Genomic DNA, 2802 nt, shown 5'->3' with positions numbered 1-2802 from the left:
ACGCTATAAAACCTTATATAAAAATAGAGAAATCGGAAAATTGACAGAAGAAGAATTTCAACTTTTAGAAGGCGGTTTAAAACCTAAAAAAGGAATTAAAACATCTGATGGTAAACGTTATTTTGACAATGTTTTAGATGAAATAGCAAGAGAAGTAAAATCTGGTCCTGTAACTTTATCAAAATACAAAGATCAAATTTTGAAGGATATTGAGATTTTAAACCAGAATTTAACAGCTGGTCAAATAACTAAAATAGAATGGCACTGTTTTAATGAAGTAGATAGAGAAGTAATAGAGAAATTTATTAAAGATAATTTAAGAAAAGAGTTAAAAGATAAAAGAGTTTTTGAAATAATAAATTATTAGAAATATGGTACTAAAAAACAAAAAAGAATTAGAAAATTTTATTCTTAAGATGGATTTATGCATAGATAAACTAATAAAGTATCTAAATGAATATGGATTAACAGGTGTTTCGATTGATGATTTTGCTAATAAAATTGATGAAATCCAAGTGTTTTATGAAGACGAATTCTCAACAAAAACTGAAGATATTCAAAGAGAACTACAACTTGGTTTTTGGGCATTTTTTTCTAGATTATTAATGGACAAATTAGGAGGCGAATTAATAATTGCATCAAAAACAGATTATTGTGCAGGGACTCCACAACTTATAAATTTTGGAAATAGATTTGATAAAAAAGGAAAAAAAAAGTGGATTGGTATTGCGGTTGATTCTTGGTTTGTTGGTGTTACAAAAAAAAAAATGCTAGGAACTTTAAGAGGAACGTTTGAACATGTAATTGAATTTTACGCATAAAAATCCCCCGCTACTGCACGAATCCTTTCGTGTGGCAGTATGTATATCAAGGCCTAGTCTCGTTATAAAAGTTTAAAATATTAAAACGAGTAGAAACTATAAATTTTGTAATTCTGAAAGTGCAAGTAGAACGTACCACACGAAAGGATTCGTGCGGGAGCGGGGGTCACAGAATATGATTACAATAAAGCTTTTAGTGTTTCAATCGATAAATTAGAAGAGATTGGCGACATAGGAGTGCATACAAAAATCACGGGACAACAAAACAGTCTTTATTCTGCTTGGAAAAAAGCCAATCCATTAAAAAAGTTGAGTATCGAAGATATGGTAGAAATAGAGATTAAAGCAATGATCAATGCTGGTATTCCTGAAGATGTAGCTACTGGCTGGGTAGTGAAAGCTTTAGAAGATATTAAAGTAAAAGGAATTACTGAAATAAAAAACATTCCTTGGAACGGGATAAACTAAAAATAAAACACAACATGAAAACAAATCAAGAAATTTTAGATAATTATGGAAAACTAGTTGTAAATCAAATAATTGACAGGCAATACAAAGGGATTTCAAAAGCAATTTTTCAAGGATTTAAAAATCCAACGATGCAACAGTATAATACAATCTTCGAAAAGTTAAATAACGAAGAGAAATATCTACTGAAAGAATTAATTCATGAGAATATTAATCTATTAGTATTTGATTTCTTAAATATTTTTGAAGAAAATGAACAATTTAAATTAGTCTATGAAGAAGAAGGCAAGCAAGTAAATCTAGTTGAGATAAGCGAAATGCTAAAAGCAGAACTTATAATCGAAAATGGATGGATAGAAAGGTTTAGTAAAGAAAAATAATTACCCCTAAAAAAGCTTTGAGTGAATCAAAGCTTTTTTTTCACAAATCTAAAGGCTGGTACGAACGTCTCGCTCATGAATGCAATTTTGCTAAAAAAATGGATGATGCTTTTGGCAGATATAAGGGGCTATTAACAAAAGAGGAATGGTTACAACGCTATAAAACCTTATATAAAAATAGAGAAATCGGAAAATTGACAGAAGAAGAATTTCAACTTTTAGAAGGCGGTTTAAAACCTAAAAAAGGAATTAAGACATCTGATGGTAAACGTTATTTTGACAATGTTTTAGATGAAATAGCAAGAGAAGTAAAATCTGGCCCTGTAACTTTATCAAAATACAAAGATCAAATTTTGAAGGATATTGAGATAATAAGTGAAGGTTTAGCTAAGGATATTACTAAAATCGAATGGCATTGCTTTAGTGAAGTAGATCCAAACGTGTTAGAATTTATTAAAAAAGAACTTAAAAACAGAAAAATATCAGAAGACTTATTTATTGTTAAAAAATATTAAAAATGATGCTAGAACTTAATAAAAAAGAATACGAAAAATTCATCATTGAAATCCCATTGTTCCTTAAATCTTTAGAGGAAAAAATAAAAATTAAATCCCCTGAATTCAATTTATCATTTGGCTGGAATAGTATAGAAATAATTGAAAGCTACTTTAAAGATCTAAATACTATGAATTCTGATGATATAAAGGAATTTTGGGCGTATATAAGTGAGACACTTCGATTTTATGTGGGGGGTGACTATAAATTAGCTCCCAAATCAGAAGACGTAGCATTTACTCCGATAATTGTAAATTATGGCTATAAGAAAAAATGGAGTATTCGTTTATCAGCGGAAGTATGGAGGGACAAATTAGTCAAAAACACCTTGCCTAAAACTTTAGTAGATCACATAAAAAGTATTAATGAAAGGTATGGGAAAGAGTAAAAAACATTATCCTCTAGGGTAGCCCGAATGGGGTAGCGAAATTTTTAAGGCAACAACACAAATCAATTCTGTTTTTCAGGATCTGATAAACAAAATTGAACTTCCCGAAAGTTTTTGGAATCCTGTCAACAAAGACTTTGCCAGCAGTAAATACAAAATACAGGCTCTTGATGCAGGACTCATAGACGGA

General features: G+C 29.8%; 6 protein-coding genes. All 6 read left to right on the top strand.

Going from position 1 to position 2802, the window contains the following annotated elements; all coding sequences use genetic code 11:
- Positions 1-367 (top strand): hypothetical protein (locus FLA105534_RS23325; RefSeq protein WP_217427734.1); only part of this gene is annotated, 367 nt, incomplete at its 5' end.
- 4 nt (positions 368-371) lie between these two features.
- The gene (locus tag FLA105534_RS23320; protein ID WP_173968470.1) at positions 372-821 is read left to right on the top strand and encodes a hypothetical protein; all 450 of its coding nucleotides are present in this window, start codon (positions 372-374) and stop codon (positions 819-821) included.
- Positions 822-1058: 237 nt separating this feature from the next.
- A complete protein-coding gene (locus tag FLA105534_RS23315) occupies positions 1059-1289 on the top strand; it encodes a hypothetical protein (protein WP_173968469.1) in 231 nt (76 codons plus the stop codon).
- 14 nt (positions 1290-1303) lie between these two features.
- Complete coding sequence (locus tag FLA105534_RS23310) at positions 1304-1669, top strand: hypothetical protein (protein ID WP_173968468.1); 366 nt, start codon at positions 1304-1306, stop codon at positions 1667-1669.
- Positions 1670-1686: 17 nt separating this feature from the next.
- The gene (locus FLA105534_RS23305) at positions 1687-2184 is read left to right on the top strand and encodes a hypothetical protein (protein WP_173968467.1); all 498 of its coding nucleotides are present in this window, start codon (positions 1687-1689) and stop codon (positions 2182-2184) included.
- Between the two features lie 2 nt (positions 2185-2186).
- Positions 2187-2612, top strand: a complete 426-nt coding sequence (locus FLA105534_RS23300; RefSeq protein ID WP_173968466.1) for a hypothetical protein — start codon at positions 2187-2189, stop codon at positions 2610-2612.
- Positions 2613-2802: the final 190 nt, after the last annotated feature.

Source organism: Flavobacterium collinsii (assembly GCF_902804485.1).
Classification (GTDB): domain Bacteria; phylum Bacteroidota; class Bacteroidia; order Flavobacteriales; family Flavobacteriaceae; genus Flavobacterium; species Flavobacterium collinsii.
The sequence above is the reverse complement of the archived record's forward strand: the minus strand, read 5'-3'. Positions and strand labels throughout refer to the sequence as shown.